General features: G+C 59.9%; 20 protein-coding genes. 6 read left to right on the top strand and 14 right to left on the bottom strand.

Annotated elements, in window-relative coordinates:
- The first annotated feature begins 179 nt into the window (after positions 1-179).
- The 5 genes from ccrA to BV911_RS03865 all read left to right on the top strand — a co-directional run bounded on the left by ccrA (position 180) and on the right by BV911_RS03865 (position 4,899).
- Complete coding sequence (ccrA, locus tag BV911_RS03880; protein ID WP_086052281.1) at positions 180-1,472, top strand: crotonyl-CoA carboxylase/reductase; 1,293 nt, start codon at positions 180-182, stop codon at positions 1,470-1,472.
- A 223-nt stretch (positions 1,473-1,695) separates the two neighbouring features.
- Positions 1,696-1,914 carry a hypothetical protein gene (locus BV911_RS19105; RefSeq protein WP_139840025.1) on the top strand — a complete coding sequence of 73 codons (219 nt, stop codon included), beginning with the start codon at positions 1,696-1,698 and terminating at the stop codon, positions 1,912-1,914.
- Positions 1,856-2,569 (top strand): autoinducer binding domain-containing protein, encoded by a 714-nt coding sequence (locus tag BV911_RS03875; RefSeq protein WP_086052280.1) that lies wholly within the window; start codon positions 1,856-1,858, stop codon positions 2,567-2,569. Before BV911_RS19105 ends, BV911_RS03875 begins: the two co-directional genes overlap by 59 nt.
- A gap of 93 nt (positions 2,570-2,662) precedes the next feature.
- Positions 2,663-3,298 (top strand): acyl-homoserine-lactone synthase, encoded by a 636-nt coding sequence (locus BV911_RS03870; protein WP_086052279.1) that lies wholly within the window; start codon positions 2,663-2,665, stop codon positions 3,296-3,298.
- A 41-nt stretch (positions 3,299-3,339) separates the two neighbouring features.
- Positions 3,340-4,899 carry an ATP-dependent RecD-like DNA helicase gene (locus BV911_RS03865; RefSeq protein ID WP_086052278.1) on the top strand — a complete coding sequence of 520 codons (1,560 nt, stop codon included), beginning with the start codon at positions 3,340-3,342 and terminating at the stop codon, positions 4,897-4,899.
- Here the strand turns inward: BV911_RS03865 and BV911_RS03860 are convergent.
- From BV911_RS03860 to trpS, 12 genes are all read right to left on the bottom strand, one after another.
- Positions 4,870-5,625: a TIGR02186 family protein gene (locus tag BV911_RS03860; protein ID WP_086052277.1), complete on the bottom strand. Its 756-nt coding sequence runs from the start codon at positions 5,623-5,625 to the stop codon at positions 4,870-4,872. The two genes, BV911_RS03865 and BV911_RS03860, sit on opposite strands and share 30 nt — an antisense overlap.
- Positions 5,625-6,545 (bottom strand): sulfite exporter TauE/SafE family protein, encoded by a 921-nt coding sequence (locus BV911_RS03855; protein WP_086052276.1) that lies wholly within the window; start codon positions 6,543-6,545, stop codon positions 5,625-5,627. The genes BV911_RS03860 and BV911_RS03855 overlap by 1 nt, the downstream gene beginning before the upstream one ends.
- A 133-nt stretch (positions 6,546-6,678) precedes the next feature.
- On the bottom strand, positions 6,679-7,644 hold the full coding sequence (locus BV911_RS03850) for an ABC transporter permease (RefSeq protein ID WP_086052275.1): 966 nt from the start codon (positions 7,642-7,644) through the stop codon (positions 6,679-6,681).
- Complete coding sequence (locus BV911_RS03845) at positions 7,644-8,735, bottom strand: ABC transporter permease (protein WP_086052274.1); 1,092 nt, start codon at positions 8,733-8,735, stop codon at positions 7,644-7,646. Before BV911_RS03845 ends, BV911_RS03850 begins: the two co-directional genes overlap by 1 nt.
- Positions 8,735-9,247: a hypothetical protein gene (locus tag BV911_RS19100; RefSeq protein ID WP_139840024.1), complete on the bottom strand. Its 513-nt coding sequence runs from the start codon at positions 9,245-9,247 to the stop codon at positions 8,735-8,737. The genes BV911_RS03845 and BV911_RS19100 overlap by 1 nt, the downstream gene beginning before the upstream one ends.
- A gap of 1 nt (position 9,248) precedes the next feature.
- Positions 9,249-10,814 carry an ABC transporter ATP-binding protein gene (locus BV911_RS03835; protein WP_086052272.1) on the bottom strand — a complete coding sequence of 522 codons (1,566 nt, stop codon included), beginning with the start codon at positions 10,812-10,814 and terminating at the stop codon, positions 9,249-9,251.
- Between the two features lie 4 nt (positions 10,815-10,818).
- On the bottom strand, positions 10,819-11,814 hold the full coding sequence (locus BV911_RS03830; RefSeq protein WP_086052271.1) for a BMP family protein: 996 nt from the start codon (positions 11,812-11,814) through the stop codon (positions 10,819-10,821).
- A 182-nt stretch (positions 11,815-11,996) separates the two neighbouring features.
- Complete coding sequence (locus BV911_RS03825) at positions 11,997-12,407, bottom strand: N-acetyltransferase (RefSeq protein ID WP_240512136.1); 411 nt, start codon at positions 12,405-12,407, stop codon at positions 11,997-11,999.
- On the bottom strand, positions 12,404-13,063 hold the full coding sequence (tsaB, locus tag BV911_RS03820; RefSeq protein ID WP_086052269.1) for a tRNA (adenosine(37)-N6)-threonylcarbamoyltransferase complex dimerization subunit type 1 TsaB: 660 nt from the start codon (positions 13,061-13,063) through the stop codon (positions 12,404-12,406). Before tsaB ends, BV911_RS03825 begins: the two co-directional genes overlap by 4 nt.
- 158 nt (positions 13,064-13,221) lie before the next feature.
- A complete protein-coding gene (locus BV911_RS03815; protein ID WP_086052268.1) occupies positions 13,222-13,782 on the bottom strand; it encodes a NifU family protein in 561 nt (186 codons plus the stop codon).
- A gap of 128 nt (positions 13,783-13,910) precedes the next feature.
- On the bottom strand, positions 13,911-14,366 hold the full coding sequence (locus BV911_RS03810) for a universal stress protein (protein WP_086052267.1): 456 nt from the start codon (positions 14,364-14,366) through the stop codon (positions 13,911-13,913).
- A gap of 453 nt (positions 14,367-14,819) precedes the next feature.
- The gene (gene trpS, locus BV911_RS03805) at positions 14,820-15,887 is read right to left on the bottom strand and encodes a tryptophan--tRNA ligase (RefSeq protein WP_086052266.1); all 1,068 of its coding nucleotides are present in this window, start codon (positions 15,885-15,887) and stop codon (positions 14,820-14,822) included.
- Between the two features lie 82 nt (positions 15,888-15,969).
- Between trpS and BV911_RS03800 the strand changes: the two genes are divergently transcribed.
- Positions 15,970-16,647 (top strand): rhomboid family intramembrane serine protease, encoded by a 678-nt coding sequence (locus BV911_RS03800; protein WP_086052265.1) that lies wholly within the window; start codon positions 15,970-15,972, stop codon positions 16,645-16,647.
- Between the two features lie 56 nt (positions 16,648-16,703).
- On the opposite strand, the gene murJ is transcribed toward BV911_RS03800, so the two are convergent.
- Positions 16,704-18,260 carry a murein biosynthesis integral membrane protein MurJ gene (murJ, locus tag BV911_RS03795; protein WP_086052264.1) on the bottom strand — a complete coding sequence of 519 codons (1,557 nt, stop codon included), beginning with the start codon at positions 18,258-18,260 and terminating at the stop codon, positions 16,704-16,706.
- Positions 18,260-21,028: a [protein-PII] uridylyltransferase gene (locus BV911_RS03790; protein ID WP_086052263.1), complete on the bottom strand. Its 2,769-nt coding sequence runs from the start codon at positions 21,026-21,028 to the stop codon at positions 18,260-18,262. The genes murJ and BV911_RS03790 overlap by 1 nt, the downstream gene beginning before the upstream one ends.
- Positions 21,029-21,031 lie beyond the last annotated feature (3 nt).

Genomic DNA, 21,031 nt, shown 5'->3' with positions numbered 1-21,031 from the left:
GAGGGCGTTGGCTCAGAGCACAGGAAACAAGCGCGGGGATGCAGCCTTGAGACATAAAATTACAATTTTGTGCCGTATGAGGTTGCTAAGTTGCGCGAAGATACGTAATCCTCGTTGGAACACCGGCCCGATTCTGCAACGCGGCATATTCGGACCTTCTGCATAACTTGGAGGCGCCCATGGCTTTGGATACGAAACAGTCGATTGCCGACTATGATGCCCCCGAAAAGGATCTATACGAGATCGGAGAGATGCCTCCTTTGGGCTATGTTCCGACGAAAATGTACGCATGGACCATTCGGCGCGAACGTCATGGCGAACCGGACAAATCGTTTCAGGTTGAAATTGTCGATACCCCTAAACTGGACAGTCATGAGGTGCTGGTCTTGGTGATGGCCGCGGGCGTGAATTATAACGGCGTCTGGGCGGGACTGGGTGTTCCGATCTCTCCGTTTGATGTGCACAAGGCTGAATACCACATTGCCGGGTCTGATGCCGCAGGCATCATTTGGGCGGTGGGTGACCGGGTGAAGCGCTGGAAAGTCGGCGATGAAGTGGTGATCCACTGCAATCAGGATGACGGCGACGACGAAGAATGCAACGGTGGCGATCCGATGTTTTCGGACAGTCAGCGGATCTGGGGCTATGAAACTCCGGACGGGTCCTTTGCCCAATTCACCAATGTTCAGTCGCAGCAATTGATGCGTCGCCCGGCCCATCTGACCTGGGAAGAAAGCGCGTGTTACACGCTGACTTTGGCGACAGCGTATCGGATGCTGTTTGGCCATCGGCCCCATGTGCTGAAACCCGGCGATAACGTGTTGGTTTGGGGCGCGTCGGGCGGCCTTGGCTCTTATGCAATTCAGTTGATCAATACGGCAGGGGCCAACGCCATCGCGGTCATCTCGGACGAGGACAAGCGCGAGTTTGTGCTCAGCCTTGGCGCCAAGGGGGTGATCAACCGCAAGGACTTTAATTGCTGGGGGCAGATCCCGACGGTGAACACGCCCGAATACAAAGAGTGGTTCACAGAAGTACGCAAGTTTGGCAAAGCAATCTGGGACATCACCGGCAAGGGAAACAACGTCGATATGGTCTTTGAACACCCGGGCGAGGCGACATTTCCGGTTTCGGTGTTCGTGTGTAAACGCGGCGGTATGGTGGTCATTTGTGCCGGAACGACCGGGTTCAATCTCACCATGGATGCGCGGTATCTGTGGATGCATCAAAAGCGGGTGCAGGGCAGCCATTTCGCCAATCTCAAGCAGGCGTCGGCCGCCAATAAGCTTATGGTTGAACGCCGGCTTGAGCCTTGCATGTCAGAGGTCTTTCCATGGGCGGATATCCCTGCGGCCCATATGAAAATGCTTAGAAATCAGCACAAGCCGGGAAATATGGCGGTTCTGGTGCAGGCACCTAAAACCGGATTACGCACGTTTCATGATAGTCTAGAGACGTCCCAGACGGGCTGATAATATGTGAGTTCTAATTGGGCACACAGCCAAAATGGGGCGGATGTCGGATAGTTTCTTTTCAGGAAACATATCTCTGATCCGCCCCTATATTATTTTTCAATAGCTTATAGACGTGCGCCCCCGTCAAATTCGGGGACTAGAAAACTTTGCGCGTCTCGGCTTTGCTGGTTTGCGCTAGGGTTGAGTTGAGACGGTTTTTCACTCAGGGGGGCAAATTACCATGACTAAAGACTGGGTGTTGGATGTGTTGGCCGATTTACGGACATTCGCGCATCAAAACGATCTTCCCTCGCTTGCAGAACAGCTTGATGATACCATCATGGTGGCGGCGGCTGATATCAGCGGATCCCAATTCGCCCCTTCAGGGATGAAACCCGGCCATGAAAGAAAAGCTCGAAACCTTACTGACAGGATTGCAGCAAGCGACCTCCCACAATGATCTGCAAGCCGTCATCGTTGCACTGAGAGACCTCTACGAGGTTGACCACGTCGTGTACCACTCGGTTAATCGTTCTGGAGAGCAATACGCGGCCTTGACCTATCGTCCGGATTGGGTCGATCGCTATGTGGACAAAGATTACGCGCGGATCGATCCCGTTGTGCAAGGCTGTTACCAGCGTTTTCACCCGGTCGATTGGAAGCGCCTTGATTGGTCCAGCAAACAATCCCGTGCATTTCTAGGTGAGGCAACCGACGCCGGAGTTGGCAATCAAGGCCTGTCCGTGCCCATCCGGGGGCCGAACGGACAATTCGCCTTGTTCACTGCCAGCAGCAGAGCAACGGATCAGACATGGGCCCATTATTCTGCCAGTCACGTTGCCGATCTCATTCTAATCGCACATTTTATCAATCAGAAAGCCTTGGAGATTGACAACGGATCGGATGTCCACAGCAAGGCCAAACTGTCGCCGCGCGAGGTTGATACTTTAAGCCTTTTGGCGGTGGGGTATTCGCGGGCGCAAGCTGCGGACAGCCTGTCGATCTCAGAGCATACCTTGCGGGCCTATATTGAAGCGGCACGTTTTAAATTAGGGGCGCAGAACACGACTCACGCCGTTGCCAAGGCGATTACCTTTGGTCTGATCGTGGTCTGAAGAATTCATTTACGCAGCGAACGCAGCCATCAATCCTTGTTCATAGGACCACGTCAATTTCCGTTCCGTGTCACCACGGGAGGGGAGTTCCGAATGATCCGGTATTTATTTTCGAATGAATTGGCCGCAATGCCACGCCTACACGACAGCATGTTTCGCGACCGTGCCGATCAATTCCAAACCAGATTGGGCTGGGATGTCAGCGTGAATGACCATGGCGAGGAACGCGATGCGTACGACGCGATGAACCCGCTTTATGTGATCTGGCAGCATGACGACGGCAGCCATGGAGGCTCCATGCGGTTTCTGCCTACCACTGGGCGAACCATGCTCAATGATCATTTTCGTCACATTTTGCGCGGTGGGCAGGTGTGCAATCCACGCATTTGGGAATGCACCCGGTTCTGCTTGTCGCGGCGGGCGGCGCCCAAGGTATCGGCGGCCTTAATGTTGGGCGGCGCAGAAATGGGATTGGGCTTCAACTTACGCCATTCTGTCGGCGTGTTCGATCATCGCATGGTCCGGATTTATCGCCGTCTTGGCTGGTCGCCCACCGTTCTGGGATCTAACGGTGCGGGACGGGATCAGATAACCGCCGGAATTTGGACCTTCTCGGAGGCGATCGTCGAGGGTCTTTGCCGCAAAGCGGACATCCCGCGGGCTGTGTCACGGCTTTGGTTCCATCAAAGTCGCGGACCTGCGGAAATGCCGCTGGCTTTGACTGCGTGACGTCGCTGGTCGTGGCAGTCGCCGGCGGGTAAGCTGGGCGCATGACAGAAAAAACTGACCTTGCCCTCTCTCCGGACCAAAGCGTGGCCTATGACCGGATCGGGGCCTTGATGAAACAGGCTGGCATTGATCTGGTGGCGGGAACGCAGGGCGGCGCGGGCCAGGTTCCCGATGCGGTTCTGGCCGTGCTAGGAAAAGCCGGTTCCGGGAAAACGATGCTGTTGGCGCGGCTCTATCGGGCGTTAAGCGAGATGGGGGTCGAGTTTATTTCCGGCGAGTTTGAAGGCCGCAAGCGCCGAGAGACCCGCAGCTTGGCCATTCTGGCCCCGACCAATAAGGCCGCGAGCGTTCTTCGCAATCGGGGCGTGCCGGCGACAACCATTCACCGCATCCTGTACACGCCGGTCTATGATCCCGAATACGAAAAGCTGGCCGAGTGGTTGTCTGGCAAGGGCGAGCGGCCCCAGACCGAAATTCTGACCGATGCGGCGCTGGACCGAGCCGTGGCCTTTTACAGTCGGCACCAATCCGTCCCGGGGGCACTTGCGTCAGCGGGATTGCGCGGGTCTGATTTCATCACCGGCTGGAAACGGCGGGAAGAACCGTTGGATATCGGATTTGTCGATGAAAGCTCTATGCTCGACAAACGGCAACTTGACGACCTGAAGGAAATTTTTCCGACACTACTGCTCTTTGGCGATCCGGCCCAACTGGCACCGGTCGGACAATCGGGGGAAATGGTGTTTGACGCATTGCCCGAGGACAGCAAATTAACGCTGTCTCGCGTGCATCGGCAGTCGCAGGACAACCCCATTCTTGATCTGGCGCATGCGCTTGCCGATCCGGACCTGACCTTTGAGGCCTTTGAGCGGATGATCGAAGCCGCTGCGAAACGCGACGACCGGGTCGTGGTGGCCGAGCGGGTCGAGGCCGATCTGATGGCCCGATCGCCGGTTCTGGTTTGGCGCAATGCCACCCGCATTCGGTTGATCCAAGCGTTCCGTACCGCGCATGGCGCCCCGATCGACCAGCTTCTACCGGGGGAGCCGCTGATCTGTGATGGGCTTGAGCTTCCGCTGAAGCATCGGAAAAAACGCCTCGATCTTGAGGCGCGCGGGCTGATCAAGGGCGCGCAGGTGATCTATCTGGGCGAGGGGCGGCGACCCGGTTTTTCGCGTTTGCATGTTCTAGGCGCGCCTGAGCCGCAGGTCTCGGCGGCCTCGATCGTCAAGATCGAACACCCCGATGAGGAAGAACCGTTTATTCCCTTCGCCGCGCGTATGGGCGCGACCTTTCTGCATGGTGCTGCTGTGACGATCCACAAGGCGCAAGGGTCGCAATGGCCTGAAGTTCAGGTGTTTTCGCCCGACATCTATGCCGCCGCACGGTCGGGCCGGAACGAGGCCGGGCTGCCGCTGTGGAAACGCCTGACCTATGTCGCGATCACCCGGGCCGAAACCCGGCTGCATTGGGTGGTGCGAAACCGGTTGTCGCGCCCCAAAGAGCCGCTATCGACGGACGATCTGTTGGTGCCGCCTGCACCGGCATTGATCCGCGAAATGGACCCGTCGCTATCGCTGGAAGGCCCGGAATACAGCTGAGGCCAGCCAGCCGGCGACAATGGCAATCAACAAGGACATGATCCCGTAAACCAGCGGTTGGGCATGGGCGAGAGTATAGAGCCAGCGCTCAAGCCCGACCTTTGCCACGTCAATCGAGGTCTGGAAGGTGTCGACGATCACGCCATCGCGCAGCAGAAAGATCCGCGTCGTATATTGCCCTTCAACCAGATTGGACGGCAGATCGACCGAGGTCTGAAACAGGGTTTCTTCCTCTAGCGCGAGGGGGCTTTGGCCGTCTTGAAACAAGTCGTCGCGGGCCTGAATGCGCACCAGCGCCTCAAGGAAAACGGGGATATCAGCACCTTTGCCGGTTGTTCCTGGCGACAGCAACGCGCGGCGGACGGAAATTCGGTACTGGCTGTCGGTGGAATCGCTGAGGATAAGCGGCAGCGGCGCCGTGCTGGCGACGGCGTAAAAACTGGGAACTCCGGTCGCCCGGACACTGTCGGTGTTGACCCAGATACCCGCCCGGCGCGACTTTCGGCGAATGTCGACATCGACGGGAGGCCCGGCAAGCGTGATGATCACGTCAAGGGGCGCGCCCGAGGGGATGGGGGCGGTGCGTTTCACGGCGCCGAAAATCAACACGTTGGTACCGTCGAAGGTTGCCGTGATCCCAACCTGATCGTGGCTGAGGCCCAGCACGATCTCTTCGGAAACGGCCGGCACGGAGAGCATGAGCCAAAGAACAAGCGCCCGAAGCATCACAATCCCCCCAGAATCTGCAGGCTGAACAATTCGTTCGGTCTGAGAAGTAGATCGAGGGCAAGCTTTCCGCAGACCAGAAGCACCAGAAGCGCCAATAGAATCCGCAATTGCTCGGCTTTCATCCGGCTGCCAATCCGGGTGCCGACCTGTGCGCCGATGACACCGCCAACCAACAACAGCACGGCCAAAACCACGTCGACGGTATACGAACTGGTGGCATGCAGCAGGGTTGTAAACCCGGCCACAAAAATGATCTGGAACAGTGAAGTGCCGATGACGACCTTCGTGGGCATGCTGAGCAGATAAATCATCGCCGGAACCATGATGAAGCCGCCGCCAACCCCCATGATTGCCGACAACACGCCGACGCACATGCCGATCACCACTGGCGGAATCACAGAAATATAAAGCCCCGACGCACGGAACTTCATCTTGAATGGCATGGCGTGGATCCAGTTGATCCGTTTCCGTTTCGTCCGAGGCGGGTTGGTCATCCGGGCGCGGCGAATCGCGCTCAGCGCCTCAAAGAACATCAACGTGCCGATGATTCCTAGAAAAACCACGTAGAACAGCGTCACCAAGAGATCGACTTGACCCACGGCCTTGAGCGCGGTGAAAATCCGCACCCCGATCGCAGCCCCAACCATCCCGCCGACCAGCAGAACGGTTCCCATTCGCAGATCAACGGTTTTGCGTCGCAAATGCGCCAGTAGGCCGGAGAAGGAAGAGGCGACAATCTGGTTGGCACCGGTTGCCACGGCAACGGCGGGCGGAATGCCAATAAAGAACAACATGGGCGTCATCAAGAAACCGCCGCCGACGCCGAACATGCCAGACAATATCCCGACCATGCCGCCAATACCCAATAGAAGGAAGGCGTTGACTGAGACTTCGGCGATCGGGAGATATATCTGCATGACCGTCTCCTAGCGTGGCATTTTCAAGACGGAAACCCCGGAGTGCCAGTGTTTGGCAACTGCTCCGGTTTGCCGCAGGGGAAGTCTAAGAAATGGTGCCGTTCTAAGGCGCCGGGACAGCGCGCGTCAGGGATCACCGTTCCTTAACATAGGGCTCGCCGCCAGCACGGGGTGGGATCGCCTTGCCAACGAACCCGGCCAGAATCACCACAGTTAGGATATAGGGCAGGGCCTGCATGAATTGCGTGGGCAGGGTGGCGCCGAACACTTCGATGCTTTGAAACCGATTGCCCAAGGCATCCAACAGCCCAAACAGCAGGCACGCTGACAGCGCATACCACGGCCGCCATTTTGCAAAGATCAGCGCCGCAAGGGCGATAAATCCGCGTCCGGCGCTCATATCCTTCACAAAGCCCGCCGATAACCCCGTTGCCAGATAGGCACCTGCCAACCCACAGAGCAGCCCACAGATGATCACCGCGGCAAAGCGCAATCCGACCACTGAAATGCCCGCAGTGTCCACCGCAGCGGGGTTTTCGCCGACCGCCCGCAGGCGCAGGCCGAACCGGGTGCGAAACAGGATGTACCAAGTGGCGGGAACGGCCAGAAGGCCCAAGTACACGAGGATCGTGTGGCCTGAGAGGACCTGAGAATAAAGCGGTCCGAATACCGGGATGCCCGACAGGCTGTCGGCAAAGGGAAGGGTCAGGTTCTGAAACCGTGCGGCCCCCTCAAGTGACGGGGTGCGCCCTCCCAATTCGAACCAACTGTCGCCGATCAAGACGGTTAAGCCGGCGGCGAGAAAGTTGATCGCCACCCCCGAGATCAGTTGATTGCCGCGAAAGGTGATCGACGCTAGCCCGTGAATGGCGGCCAGAACCATCGAAGCGGCGCAGCCCGCCAGCAACCCGATCCATGCCGAACCGGTCATTGCGGCGACGGCGGCGGAAAAGAACGCGGCGGCCAGCATCTTGCCCTCGAGGCCAATGTCGAAAATCCCGGCCCGCTCTGAAAACAGACCTGCAAGACAGGCGAATAGCAGCGGGGTTGCCAGACGAAGGGTGCTGTCCAGAAGCTGAATAACGGTGTTGAAATCCATCAGGCGGCCTTTCGGCGAAGGCGGAGGAACAGGCGCTCAACGGGCGTGCGCACCATGTTGTCCAGCGCCCCGGTGAACAGGATCACCAGCGCCTGAATGACAACGATCATCTCACGGCTGATGGCCGGAATTTCAAATTCCAGTTCGGCACCGCCTTGATAGAGAATGCCAAACAGGATCGCGGCCAGAAAGACCCCCAGCGGATGGGACCGGCCCATCAATGCGACGGCGATGCCGACAAATCCGGCCCCTTGGACGGCGTCGATGATCAGGCGCTCGGCCTCGCCCTGAACGGCGTTCACCGCCATCATTCCCGACAGGCCGCCAGAGATCAGCATGGTAATCATGATGATGCGCACCGGTGAAATCCCGGCATAGACCGCGGCGGCCTCGGATTGGCCGAAGGCGCGGATCTCATAGCCGAGGCGGGTGCGCCAGATCAGCACCCAGACCCCGACACAGCACGCAAGGGCCAGAAAGAATGCGACGTTCAGCGGGGCCGATTTGCCAAAGCCCAGCCATCCAGCAAAAGAGGCGGCGGCAGGCAGGCGGGTGCCTTCGGCAAAGCGTGCTGTTTCTGGTGCCATGGAGCCGGGCACCTTCAGAACGTTAACCAGCAGATAGACCATCAGCGCAGAGGCGATGAAGTTGAACATGATCGTGGTGATGACGATGTGACTGCCGCGTTTGGCCTGAAGCCACGCCGGAATTGCTGCCCATGCCGCCCCAAACAGCGCACTTCCGATGATCGTCGCGGGCAGGGCCAAGGTCCAATGCGGCCACGGCACCGACATACACACCAAGGCGACACCCAATCCGCCAAGGGCGGCTTGGCCTTCGCCGCCGATGTTGAAGAGGCGGGCATGAAACGCGACCGCAACGGCAAGGCCGGTGAAGATAAAGTTGGTGGCGTAGTACAGGGTGTAGCCCCAGCCATAGGCAGACCCAACCGCCCCTTTGATCATGATGCTCATGGCCTGAAACGGGTTTTCACCAATCAAAGCAATCACAATGCCCGACACAATCAGCGCCAGCGCCAGATTGATGAAGGGTATTAGGGCAACATCGGCCCATTTCGGCATGGTGTCCATCAGGCGGTCTCCACTTCGATCCCGACGCGTTTCCAGCGTTCCTGCGGGTCATCCCGTCCAATTTGCCAACCCTCTGGCATTGACCGGGAGAACCCCGCGGCCCGCAGCAGATTGTCTTCTTCCCTTGTAACGACCGCGACTTGATAGGCTTCAATTAATGTTGTCATCTTTGCATCAGTGTCGGCCGAACGGAATTCCCAGAACATTCTTGTAACCGGAACAGCGTGTTCAACAGTTACATTACTTGAGTTCCATGAACTCCTTAGCACCAAGCTGGCCTGTTTGCTGTAGGGATGACGAAGATTTTGGCGTGCCTTTCCTATCGACCAAACACCGCCAAACTTCAACGTGCCAATTCGTCGGTCCCAGTCGTCACGAAAGGCTTTTGCAAGTTGAGAAGTTCCAACAAATTCATCTGAAGCCTCCCATGCGAGAAGTCCATTGCGTAGCGCAACCGCCGCCCTGAGCGCCTCGGTAGGGTTCATCTCGCTATTGGTGTCGCCCGATTTCACTCTACGCTGCCTTTCCGTCCATGCCTGCCATCAGCATGCCTAATTCGGTTTCTGTGGTGTCCTGTGGCAGGCGCTCACCCATGATCTTGCCGTCGAACATGACGGCGATCCGGTCGGACAGACTCATGATCTCGTCCAACTCGACACTCACCAGAAGGATCGCTTTGCCTTCGTCGCGCAGGGCCACGATCCGCTTATGGATGAATTCGATCGCGCCGATATCGACACCTCGGGTCGGCTGACCGATCAGCAACAGGTCAGGATTGCGTTCCATTTCCCGGGCCAGAACGATCTTCTGCTGATTGCCGCCAGAAAAGCTTTTGGCCGGAAGCCAGCAATCGTCGGGGCGCACGTCAAAGCGTTGCATCTTGCCTTGAGTGTCTTTGCGCAAGGCTTCGTTGTTCATCAACAACCCATCACAGTAATCGGGCAGATCCTGATAGCCGAAGCCGGTGTTTTCCCACGCGGTGAAGTCTAGGATCAGGCCCAGCCGATGACGGTCTTCCGGCACATGGGTGACGCCTGCCGCGCGGCGGGCGCGGCCGTCCGAGCCGGGGCCATGCAGTGCGAGCGGCTTGCCGTTCAAATGCACCGATCCGGTGGCAGAGGTGATGCCGCCAAGAACCTCAAGAAGTTCTGATTGGCCATTTCCGGCCACCCCGGCCACGCCAAGGATTTCACCGGCACGGACCTCAAGCGAAACGCCTTTCAAGCGCATGACGCCCCTGTCGTCGGTGACGCGTAGGTTCTCAACGCTTAGGACGACCCCCCCCGGCTTTGCGGGTGCTTTATCGACCTCCAGCAGCACCTTTCGACCCACCATCATCTCGGCAAGATGCGTCGGAGAGGTCTCGGCAGTTTTGACGGTTGCAGTCATTTCGCCGCGCCGCATGACGCTGACATTGTCGGTTACATCCATGATTTCGCGCAGTTTGTGGGTGATGAGGACAATGGTCTTCCCCTCGGCCCGCAGGTTGCGCAAGATCCGGAACAGGTGATCGGCCTCGGACGGAGTCAGAACGCCAGTCGGCTCGTCCAAAATCAGGATATCCGCTTGCCGATACAGGGCTTTCAGGATTTCCACCCGTTGTTGATGCCCGACGCTGAGATTTTCGATCAGCGCATCGGGATCGACATTCAGTTCATATTCTTTGGCCAGTTCGGTCAGACTTTTGCGGGCCTTGGCCAGCGACGGGCGCAGAAATGCGCCATCTTCGACCCCAAGGATCACGTTCTCCAAAACCGAGAAATTTTCCACCAGTTTGAAATGCTGGAACACCATGCCGATGCCCGCGCGAATGGCCGCCTGGCTGTCGGGAATCTCAGTCGGCTGTCCGCCGATCAGGATCTCACCGGAATCGGCCTTGTAGAAACCGTAGAGGATCGACATCAGGGTCGATTTCCCGGCGCCGTTTTCACCGATAATCCCGTGTATGGTGCCGCGTTCGACCCGGATCGAGATATTCTTGTTGGCCTGCACGGCGCCAAACGCCTTGGAAATGCCGCGAAGCTCAATGGCAGGAGCGGCGCCTGTAGGCCGCTCCTGCGTCTGGGGTGCCGATGTCATTCGGTCAGTACGCCGGGCACTTGCCATCGGAGGCATAGTCATGGACCGAGATTTCGCCCGAGATGATTTTCTGGGCGGCCTCATCGACCGTGGCTTTCATCGACGGGGTGATCAGTTCGGCGTTGTTGCTATCCAGCGCATAGCCAACACCGTCATTGTTCAGGCCCATCACTTTCAAACCCGGCGCAAAAGTGCCGTCATTGAACGACGTGAACGCCTCGTAGACGGCATTGTCGACCCGTTTGGTCATCGAAGTCAGGACCGAACCGGGATGCAGGTGGTTCTGGTTGCTGTCGACGCCAATGGACAGAACGCCTTCGTCCGCTGCGGCCTGAAGCACGCCGATGCCAGTGCCGCCCGCTGCGGCATAGACCACGTCCGAGCCTTGGCTGATCTGGCTGCGGGTCAGTTCCGCGCCCTTCACCGGGTCATTCCACGCCGACGGCGTCGTGCCGGTCATATTGACGATGACCTTCGCGTCCGGGGTGACGGCCTTGACACCTTGGGCGTAGCCGCAGGCGAATTTCGAAATCAAAGGCACGTCCATCCCGCCGACGAAGCTGACCGTGTTGGTCTTGGATGCCATTGCGGCCAGCACGCCGACCAGAAAGCTGCCTTGTTCTTCGCGGAATACGATAGACTGCACATTGGGTTGATCGACGACCATATCGACGATGGTAAACATGGTTTCGGGATAATCGGGCGCGACAGCTTCGAGGGTGGACCCATTGGCAAAGCCAAGCACGACCACCGGGTTCGCGCCGCTTTCCGCCATCCGGCGCATGGATTGCTCGCGCTGCGCCTCGGACTGCAATTCGGTCTCTTTATAGCTGCCGCCGGTATCCTTGATCCACTGCTGCGCCCCGGTATAGGCGCTTTCGTTAAAGGATTTGTCAAACTTCCCGCCCAGATCGATGATCAGGCCCGGTTCTGCCACGCTTGCGGCGCTCGACAGGGCCAGCGCTGCGCTGGCGCCCAGCAAAGTTTTCATGAGGCTCATGGAGGTCTCCCGATTGTTGGACGTAAACGCCAAGATGGCGCGACGACGCCAAAGCGCCGCGTCGATTCACCGGTGAATTAAGCCCGCAGGTCATGAAGGGGGTCAATAGCTTTCTCTCACCATGCAGGCGTGGCGGGTGGTGCAAGTGCTGATTTTCGATGGAATTGCAGGAATGACCGCTATTATAACGCTTTGCGCAGAATGAGGGCCGGGATCGCAGGGCCGGTCTTGGGCTGGTAATACCCAGGCCGTTGCCCGACCTGCACATATCCTGCACGCGCATAAAGGGCCCGGGCCGCCGCGTTATCGTCGGCGACTTCAAGGAAGGCCTCGGTTGACTGGCGCGCGCGCGCCGCCTGTTCAAACTGCGCGAGCAAGCGCGCGCCGGTGCCACAGCGTCGGTGGGCGGGATCGACGGCGAGGGTCAAGAGTTCGACCTCGCCGGCAAGGGCGCGACCCAGCGCGAAACCCGAGGCCGCGCTGACGGAAAACACGCCCCTCTGGTTCAGAATGTCCGTGAATTCAACGGTTGACCATGGCCTTGGGGTGGTAAAACACAGGCCATGCAGGTCGGCCATCCGCTGTGGCGTCACGGCAAGACCACCGGCGGCAGATCCCGTGCGGGTGCGGCATCGGCATTGCGGATATAAAGCGGGCTTGGCCGGGTGGCTGGATCCCCAAGACGGCTGGACGCGATCCGGGCGATGGTCTGGGCAAGCGGCAAGGCCGCGGTCAGAACGGGGCCACCAGTGCGCTCTGCTGCCCGGCTAGCCGCATCGCCGACACAGGCCAGATGGGCCGGATAGGACTGAAAGATCGGATCGTCCTGCGCCACAAGTATGGCCGGATTATCCGCGCTGCCGTCAAATAGTTGCAGATACATCATATCCTTACGGGCATCCGCGCAGGACAGAACCGGCCGGGTCAGGCCATGGGCTGCGGCCTCGAGGGTGCTTACGCCGATGGCTGGGCGACGCAATGACAGCGCCAGCCCACGGGCCGCTGCGACCGAAATGCGGATGCCGGTAAAGTTGCCCGGGCCGATGCCGACGCCGAGGCCGTCCAGTTCCCGCCAGATCAGACCCGCCTCGGCCAACAGGTCCTCAAGCAGGGGGATCAGGCGCTCGGCCTGACCTTTGACCATAGCTTCGCTGCGTTCGCCAAGAACGCGGTCGCCTTGGATCAGCGCGGCGATGCAATGGGGGCCAGAGGTGTCGAAGCCCAGCACAAGAGGGGGGGATTGGGTCATGATTTTTCGATCGGAATGGTGTCGGACTTTCGTCGGACTTTTGTCGGACCCGCATCGGACATTGTGTCGTCGACCATAGCGGACACGCCACCGGCGCCGCAACAGGTGTGCGGCGCGGGCAGGATTATGCGGTCAAAATCGGAAGACCCCAGCGCGGCTTAGACCGCGACCGGGCGCACTTCGGTGACTTCGGGAATGTAATGGCGCAGCAGGTTCTCGATGCCCATTTTCAAGGTCAGGGTCGAGGACGGGCAGCCCGCACAGGCCCCTTGCATGTGCAGATAGACGATGCCGCGATCAAAACCGTGAAAGGTGATGTCGCCGCCGTCTTGAGCCACAGCCGGACGCACGCGGGTGTCGAGCAGTTCCTTGATCTGGCCGACAATGTCGGAATCGGGTCCGTCATGGGCGGCGTGGCCATCGCCGGTGGCTTGATCGGTCACCACCGAGTCGCCGGATTGGAAATGTTCCATCACCGCACCCAGAACGGCGGGTTTCACATGATCCCAAAGCGCATCTTCAGATTTAGTGACGGTTACAAAGTCGGTGCCGAAAAAGACGGCCGAAACCCCCTCGACGCGAAAAATCCGTGTCGCCAATGGCGACGTGCCGGCGGTTTCAACGCTGGGGAAATCGGCGGTCCCAGTTTCCAGCACGGTTTGGCCGGGCAGGAATTTCAGGGTCGCGGGGTTCGGAGTGGATTCTGTCTGAATGAACATGGCGGGCTTTCCTTTTGCAGAAGATATGCGACTCCGAAGCCGAACTGTCAAGATTTGGAACTATTCTAAACTGGCGGGGCCGGTAGGCCGTTGGGGGTGCGGCGGTCACATGTACCGCATTGTTTACTTTAACAAACGGCCTCAAGCTGTTCTTTTGACAGGTTTCCGGGCACGACAGTGAACGGGATCGGCACAGATGCTGCGGATTTGATCATCTGCGACACCAATGGGCCGGGGCCTTTTTTGTCGGTGCCTGCGCCCAAGACCAGCAATCCGATTTCCCGGTCATCCGCGATCTGACCGAGAACTTCGTTGAACAACTCGCCCTCCCGGATGGTTAGGGTCGGCTCGACCCCCTGTTTGTCACGCATCCATTTCGCGAAGACTTCGAAATGGGCTTTGATGCGATCGCGCGCTTCTTCGCGCATGATATCGCCGACGCCGATCCAGTGATTGAATTCCTCGGGGGGAATGACCGACAAGATCTCAACGCCGCCACCGGATTTCGCCGCGCGCATTGCGGCAAACCGGATCGCATTTAGGCATTCGCTGCTGTCGTCCAAGATCACCAGAAATTTCCGCATGTCGCTCTCCGTCTATAGACGGGTGATCATGCCCTCTTGCGGGCGTGGCTTGCAAGAGCGAAGTCGGCCAGATTGTGCTTGAATATGATGTGGCTAGCAGCACCGATGCGGTGGGCGGACAGGACGGCCTCCGCGGAGGGGATACGCGGAGGCCAAGCCGTTCGCGCAGGGGTGGGGGGAACCCGTTTGCAGCGCGGGAGATACGCAACCGGTGCAGCGGACATAGTGAGGAATGGTAAAACTAGGAACTGTCTGTCCGACGCGCGTCTCAGCCCCTAACCTAAGGTCATGTCGTAACGTATCGATGACAGAATTATGACGCTGGTAAGACGCGGGCGCTTGGGGAGGTCGCAGCCACAGCAGCTTGTCCACCGGCGCCAAACCATGGCCAGTGGTGGGGGTGCGCCTGACCACGGGTACACCCGTCTGGGTCAGGCGCATTGGTTTGATTGTTTAGACGACGAGCCCGGTGATTTCATAGGTCCGCTTTAGGATCGGGGCCGCGATGGCCCGGGCCCGTTCGGCCCCGTTGGCAAGGATCCGGTCAATCTCGGCCGGATCGCGCATCAGCCGTTCCATCTCGGTCGAGATTGGGGACAGTTTTGCAACGGCCAGATCGGCCAGCCGGGGTTTGAATTCCGAGAACGCCTGTCCGCTGACCTCGGCCATCACCGCATCGACGCTGATATCGGCCAGCCCGGCGTAGATGTTGATTAGGTTCCGCGCCTCGGGCCGTTCGGCCAATTCCGCGAAGGTTTCGGGCAACGGATCGGGATCGGTCCGGGCTTTGCGAAACTTCTGGGCGATGGTGTCGGCATCGTCGGTCAGGTTGATCCGGCTCATGTCCGACGGGTCGGACTTTGACATTTTCTTGGTGCCGTCCCGTAGGCTCATCACCCGGGTGGCCGCGCCTTCGATAACCGGTTCGGTCATTGGAAAGAACGGTGTCTTGAAGTCATTGTTGAACTTGGCGGCGACATCGCGGGTCAGTTCGATATGCTGTTTCTGGTCGTCGCCCACCGGAACATGGGTGGCGTGATAGACCAGAATGTCGGCGGCCATCAGGGCCGGGTAGGTGAACAGCCCGACGCTGGCGTTTTCGCGGTTCTTGCCAGCTTTATCCTTGAACTGGGTCATCCGGCTCATCCAGCCCATCCGCGCGACGCAGTTGAAAATCCACGCCAACTGGGTGTGCTCGGGCACGCGGGCCTGATTGAACAGGATCGACTTTTCCGGATCGAGGCCCGACGCGATGTAGCCCGCGGTCAACTCACGCGTGGCCCGGGTCAGGTCGGCGGGGTCTTGCCAGACGGACAGCGCATGCAAATCTACGATGCAATACAGCGTCTCGGCGCCGCTGTTTTGCATGTCGACAAAGCGCTTCACCGCGCCAAGGTAATTGCCAAGCTGCAAGCGATTGGTCGGTTGCACCCCGGAAAAAACCCGCTTGGGAAAGCTGGGCGCATCGGCGGTAAGGTCGGCGGTGGCCGGATTGGATTGCGTGTGGACCGCATCCGTCATGAGAGTATCTCCGTCTGGAAGTTTTCTGCCGGGTCGCTTATCTGCGGGCCTGCGCCTGTCGTCAATGGAAGGGTTTTGGCCGATGTCCACACCGAAAGCGGTCAATCCGCTGCCACCTGCCGCCCTTGGGCTGGCCGTTGTTATCTTCGGCATCGAAGTGATGTTCAATCTGGCCGAGCGGGGCCTGCTGGGCGGCGCGGCCGGGATCGGTTGGCGCAATCAAGCCATCCAAGACTACGCGTTCTACGGGCAGGGGTTGGACTGGATGCTGGTCAATGGTCGCTTCCCGCCTGACCTGTTGGTCCGGTTCGTGACGTATCCGCTGCTGCACCTGAGCTTTAGCCACGCCCTGTTCGGCGCCGTCTTCGTGCTGGCCATGGGCAAGATGGTGGGCGAGGCCTTGGGAAATCTGGCGGTGCTGGTGCTGTTCTTTGGTGGGGCGATTGGCGGGGCATTTGCCTATGGTTTGGCGCTGAATGATCCTTATCCGCTGATTGGCGCGTTCCCCGGCGTCTATGGCCTGATCGGTGGCTACACTTTCCTGATGTGGGTGCGGGCGCGGGCCTTACAGCAGAACCAGCTGATGGCGTTCCGTCTGATCGGGCTACTGCTGGCGGTGCAATTGCTGTTCGGGCTGGTATTTGGCTCGGGCCGGGATTGGGTCGCGGATATGGCCGGGTTCGTCTGCGGGTTCGGGTTGTCGTTTCTGTTGGTTCCGGGCGGCTGGGGTCGCTTGCGCGCAGCGCTGCGCGGGCGGTAAGCCTGCAAGAGGTGCTGGCCCGTGTCCACTAAGGGAGACGGGCCAGCACCGAGCGGTCAGTTGCCGGTCTTGCCTTTGCGCCGCAGCGATCCCTTTAGGTCGGACAATAACAGCCCGCCCAGCAGATGGGCGCTGGTAAAGTAGGTGACTGCCCCCAGCACGATCAGCAGGGCGAGGGCGGCGTAGCGGATGCCCGCGGTGGTCAGGGCATCGGCCATCACATGCTCACCCAGCCACAGGACCGCCCCCATCAGGGCTGCGGCCAGAACCTGCCGGGGCACGCGGCGGCAGAACCGGGCATCGACTTGGGCGCTTTCGCCAAGGCTGCGTGCGCCCCACCACAAGAAGCCAACCATGGCCCACGCAGCCAGCGTCGTGCCCCATGCGGCGGCGGGCCAGCCGATGACCGGGGCCAGCCCCAATGCAAGAGCGGCGTTGATCAGCATCGAATAGACCGCATAGCGGAACGGGGTCTTGGTGTCGGAGCGGGCAAAGAACAGCGGTTGCTGGACCTTTTGCAGCACGAAGGCGGGCAGGCCGAGGCCGTAAATTGCCACGGCGATGGCGGTGCCGGCCACGTCGGTGGCGGTAAACCGGCCGCGCTCGAACAGGACCGACACTAGGGTCTCGGGAATGACGGCAAGGGCTACGGCGGCGGGGATGGTCAAGGCCAGCGAAATCTCGGCGCCGCGGCTTAGGGCGTCGCGCGCGCCTTTGTCATCGGTGGCGGCGATGCGGCGGGATAGTTCCGGCATCAGCACGATGCCAACGGCGATGCCGACCACGCCCAAGGGCAGCTGGTACAGGCGGTCGGCGGTGTACATCCAGTCGATGGCCCGGTCGAAATAACTGGCCACCTGCCGTCCGATCAACAGGTTCAGCTGAACCACCCCCGATGCCAGCGCCGCGGGCGCGGCCACGATGGCCAGCTTCCGCACCCCGGGCGTCAGGCGCGGCATCCGGGGCAGCAGGGTGAAACCGGCTCGCCGTGCCGCCCACCAGACCAATGCAAACTGGGCGACCCCGGCCACCGGCACGGCCCAGATCAAGGCTTTGGCAACGTCGCCGCCCATCCATAGCGCCGTGGTCATGAAGCCGATAAAGATCAGGTTCAACAGGATCGGGGCGGCCGCAGCGGCGGCAAAGCGGCCGGTTGCGTTCAGGACGCCGGACAACAGGGCCGCCAGTGAAATGAACACGATATAGGGAAAGCTGATGCGCCCGAAGGCCACGGCAATATCGAAGGTTTCGTCGCCGGCAAAGCCGCTGGCCATGGCATAGACCAACCCCGGCATGGCGATCTGCGCCACGATCAACAGCAGGATCAGGATCGAGGTCAGGGCCGAGAAGGCCTCTTGCGCGAAGCCGTGCGGGTCATCGCCGGTCTCGACCCGGCGGGCGAACATCGGCACAAAGGCCATATTGAACGCGCCCTCGGCAAAGAACCGGCGGAACATATTGGGCAGTGAAAAGGCGATGATGAACGCCTGATAGGCGGGCCCAGTGCCCAGCAGGGCGACGATCATGGCATCGCGAACGAAGCCTAGAAGGCGGCTGCCCATGGTCCAGCCGCCTACAGTGAGCATCCCGCTCAGCATCCGAACGGGTTTCATCAACGGGCAGCCTTGTTCGCGCCCTGTTCGATTGCGGCGAGAAGTTTCTTCTCTAGTCCGGCGATCTTGCTGTTACTCATGATTTTCAAGCCGAACATGTCCTTGACATAAAAGGTATCCACCGCTTGCGCCCCATATGTCGCGATCTGAGCCGAGGCAATATAGATATTGGCCCCCGCCAGCGTGCGCGCCAGATCATACAGCAGGCCCGCCCGGTCGCGGGTGTCGACTTCGATGATGGTGTAGATGTCCGAGCCTTCGTTGTCGAAGGCGATGGAGGTCGGATGCCGGAAGGCCCGTTCGCGCTTTTTGATCCGGTCGCGGGCGACCATCGCTTCCGATGTGACCACTTCGCCGTTCAGAATCTTGTGGATCATCGCCCGCAGCCGGTCTTGGCGGTCGGGGGAATAGGGCGCGCCATCGGCATCCTGAATCCAGAAAACCGGTGTCGCATAGCCATCCTTCGAAGTATAGGTGCGGGCATCGACCACGTTGGCACCGGACAGGGCCAGCGACCCTGCCAACCGCGCGAAAATCCCGGGATGGTCGGCCATGGCAAAGCTGACCCGGGTGGCATCGCGGTCTTCGTCTTGTTTTAGGTCGATGCGGATCTCGCCATTGCCGATCCCGTCCAGCAATTTGGCAAAGACCACTTGGGTTTCGGTCTGCAATCCTTGCCAGTAGGGGCCGTAATGGCGGCTGGTTTCCCGGCGCAGCGCGGCTTTGTCCCAGTCGGGCAGGGCCGCGCGCAGGGCCGACTTGGCCTCGCTCTCGCGGGATTCGCGATTGACGTCTTCCAGACCGGTGGCCAGCGCTTCGCTGGTCAAACGATAAAGATTCCGCAGCAGCATCGCCTTCCAGTTGTTCCAGACCCCCGGACCGACCCCGATGATGTCGCAGGTGGTCAGGACCATCAGCATATCGAGCCGTTTTTGGGTTTTCACCGCTTTGGCGAAATCGCGCACGGTTCGGGGATCGGACACGTCGCGCTTTTGCGCCATGTCGGACATCAGCAGATGATAGCGCACCAGCCATTCAACGGTGGCGGATTCCTGCGGCTTAAGGCCGAGGCGCGGGGCCACGCGCCGGGCGATGCGCGCGCCCAGAACCGCATGGTCCTCGGGGCGGCCTTTGCCGATGTCGTGCAGCAGAAGGGCAAGATACAGCACCCGGCGGTTGACGTCGCCGTGCATGATCGAGGTCGAGATGGGCAGGTCTTCGGTCATCTCGCCGCGTTCGATCTTGGCGAGGGTGCCGATACATTGGATGGTGTGCTCGTCCACCGTGTAATGGTGATACATGTTGAACTGCATCATCGCGACGACGGGCTGAAATTCCGGCAGGAACGCCCCCAACACCCCGGTTTCGTTCATCCTGTGCAGGGCGCGGGCCGGGTCGCCCCGTTTGAGCAGCAGATTGAGGAAGATGCGGGCGGCTTCGGGATCCCGGCGCATCTGATCGTCGATCAGATCCAGATTGGCCACAATCAAGCGGGCCAGATCCGGGTGGGCTGGCAGGCCGGTGCGGATGGTTTCATCAAAGGCGCGCAGCAGGTTGCGGCGATCCTCAAGGAACTCGGCCTCATCGGCAACGGTCAAGCGGTTCTGCACCAGCTTGAAGCCGGGTTTCAGCTTGATCCGCCGCTTGAACAGGCTGGCCATGGTCGGCAAGCGCTTGATGTGCTGCGCTTCCATCGCGGTCAGGAAGATGCGGGTCAGATCACCGACGCGGGTGGCGTGGCGGAAATAATCCTGCATGAAATGTTCGACCCCGCGCCGGCCCGCGCGGTCTATATAGCCCAAATGATCCGCGACCTCGACCTGCAGGTCGAAGCTGAGCAGGTCCATCGCCCGGGACGAGATCAGATGCAGTTGGTTGCGGATCGCCCAGAGAAAGTTCTCGGCCTTGTCAAAATAGCCAAATTCCTCTGGGGTGAACACGCCGAGGTCGACCAGATCTTGGGGGTCATCGACGCCGTGAACATATTTTGCGATCCAAAACAGGGTTTGCAGATCCCGCAGCCCGCCTTTGCCCTCTTTGACGTTCGGCTCCACTACATAGCGACGCCCGCCGTTCTTTTGGTGGCGCTGGGACCGCTCTTCCAACTTCGCCTCGATGAAATCGGGGGCGGTGTCGCGGAACAATTCCCGGCGCAACCGATCCCGAAGGTCTGAAGCCAGCGGTGCATTGCCTTCGATAAAGCGGCATTCCAGCAGGGCGGTCCGAATGGTGTAATCGTCGCGACCCAGACGCAGGCAATCGGACACGGTGCGACTGGCATGACCCACCTTCAGATGTAGATCCCACAGGATGTACAGCATGGTTTCGATCACGCTTTCCGCCCAGCCGGTGATCTTGTAGGGGGTCAGAAACAGCAGGTCGACATCGGAATAGGGCGACATCTCGGCCCGGCCATAGCCGCCCACCGCGACCACGGCCAATCCTTCCGACGTCTTGGCAGAGGGCGTCGGGTGGATGTGGGTCGTCGCCATCCAGTAGGTTGATTTAACCAGACAATCCGTAAGGTACGCATAGGAGCGAACCGCGGCGCGCGCATCAAGTGGACGCTGCTGGATGCCATCGGCGATGCGGGCCGCCCCTTGGGTCCGCGCCTGTTGCAGCGTCTGGATCACGGCGGGCCGCTGCTTGGTGGTATCCGGCTCGTCCGCCGCGATCTGCGCGAGCGCGGCCAGCAGTGCCGCCTCGTCGCAGATCGCGGATGGATCGCAGATCAGTTCTGTGGGCCGCGGCTCTAGGCGCAGCGTCATCGG

The organism is Pseudoruegeria sp. SK021 (genome assembly GCF_002119405.1).
Classification (GTDB): domain Bacteria; phylum Pseudomonadota; class Alphaproteobacteria; order Rhodobacterales; family Rhodobacteraceae; genus Meridianimarinicoccus.
The sequence above is the reverse complement of the archived record's forward strand: the minus strand, read 5'-3'. Positions and strand labels throughout refer to the sequence as shown.